General features: G+C 72.1%; 1 protein-coding gene and 2 pseudogenes. 1 reads left to right on the top strand and 2 read right to left on the bottom strand.

Features of this window, described 5'->3' with window-relative positions; genetic code table 11:
* Together BN903_RS11695 and BN903_RS11690 are read right to left on the bottom strand one after the other, a co-directional pair.
* A pseudogene (locus BN903_RS11695) lies at positions 1-452 on the bottom strand (sulfite oxidase); the annotation flags it as partial.
* Positions 453-509: 57 nt separating this feature from the next.
* The gene (locus BN903_RS11690; RefSeq protein ID WP_048077896.1) at positions 510-1337 is read right to left on the bottom strand and encodes an MBL fold metallo-hydrolase; all 828 of its coding nucleotides are present in this window, start codon (positions 1335-1337) and stop codon (positions 510-512) included.
* A gap of 126 nt (positions 1338-1463) precedes the next feature.
* On the opposite strand from BN903_RS11690, the pseudogene BN903_RS16915 reads away from it, so the two are divergent.
* Positions 1464-1585 (top strand): annotated as a pseudogene (locus BN903_RS16915) (succinylglutamate desuccinylase); the annotation flags it as partial.

Below are 1585 nucleotides of genomic sequence, written 5' to 3'. Positions count from 1 at the left end.
AGTCGAAAGCGGGTCGACGCATGCGCGGCCACGAGCGGGGCGAGCGCGAGACCGAACCCGACGTGGACCGAGAGCAGCGTCCAGTAGGAGAGCCGCACGTCGAGACCGAACACCCACGCGACCCCGGTCGCGAGCGCGCCGACCGCGGCGACAAGGGTGAGGACGGACAGCGCGGTCGACCGCCGCCACAGGGCGGGATCGGTGATTCGGCGGCGGACCCGCGCGAGCTTCCACCCGAGCAGCGCGACGACTCCGACCCCGAGCGACCGGTGGAGCCAGAACAGCGGCCACCCCTCGGGAACGCCGACGGTGAACGAGACCAGCCCGGTGGTCGCCTCGGCGACGACGAACGCGAACAGCGACCAGTCGACCGCGCGCGGCGGCGGCTCCAGCCGGTCGAGCGCAGCGTGGAGTCGATCGGTCGCGGCGCGGAGGCGGTCCGTCGCGGCCATCTGCGTCTGGTACGTGCTACCGAGGCAAAAGGGTACAGTTCGGAAGGTCGTCGCTCCTCACAGCTCGTAGACTTCGCCGTCGACCGCGAGCGGTTCCGCGAACGCCTCGTCGGCGGGGTAGAAGTGCGCGAGGTGGACGAGCCGCGTCCGGTCGGCGTCGAGGTCGTCGGCGAGCGCGAGCGCGCCCTCCCGGGTCATGTGTTTCGTGCCGAAGGTGCGCGGGACCCCGTCGGGACCCTCGTGACGCCCGCCGATCGGGTGGTGCTCGCACAGCGAGGCGGAGACGATGGCGTCCGCGAGCAGGAGGTCGGGGTCGGCGAGCGCCTCGCGCGAGCGCTCCGGGACATCGTAGCTGGTGTCGCCGGTGAGCGAGAGCTTCGCGCCCGTCTCCGGGTCCTCAACGACGACGCCGTAGCAGACGAGCGGCGGGTGGTCGACGGGGACGAACCGGACCCGTAACCCGCAGGTCTCGAACGGCTCGAAGGGGTCGCGGGCGTGGACGCCGATCCGGTCTTCGAGGTAGTCGTACTTGCGGCGGATGGTCTCCGCGACGCTCTCGTCGGTCGCGGGGTCGGTCTCGTTCGGGGCGTGGACCGGAAGGCCGTCGACGAGGCGGTAGACGTTGCCGAGCCCGTCGAGGTGGTCGAAGTGGATGTGCGTCACCAGCCCGGCGTCCGGGAGGGGAACGTCGGCCGCGAGGAACTGCCCTCTGAAGTCGGGGCTGAAGTCGACGAGCAGCGACTCGCCGGTGCGCTCGTTCTCGACGTGGACCGAGAAGCGCGACCGCGACACCCCGCGCTCGCGGGCCGTAACGCAGGTGTCGCAGTCGCAGCCGACCGTCGGCGTCCCGGTCGTGTCGCCCGTCCCGAGCAGGGTGACGCGCATGGAACGTGGTGGACGGGCCACGGCCTTAGCGTCCGCGGTCGGACCGGGACGGTCGCCCGTCGAGACGGCCCCCGTCGCGCGACCGCATCCCCGAGGTATAACCCCGAGCCGGACCGAGCCGGACACATGCACACCAGCCGCAGCCTCACCCTCGCGCGGCTCCCCTCGGGAGTCCCGATCCGGACGACCGTCCACGCGTACGGCGAGGGCAAACTCGTCGACGGCGACGACGGTCCCGAGCTCGACGC

The organism is Halorubrum sp. AJ67, from assembly GCF_000513435.1.
The sequence above is the reverse complement of the archived record's forward strand: the minus strand, read 5'-3'. Positions and strand labels throughout refer to the sequence as shown.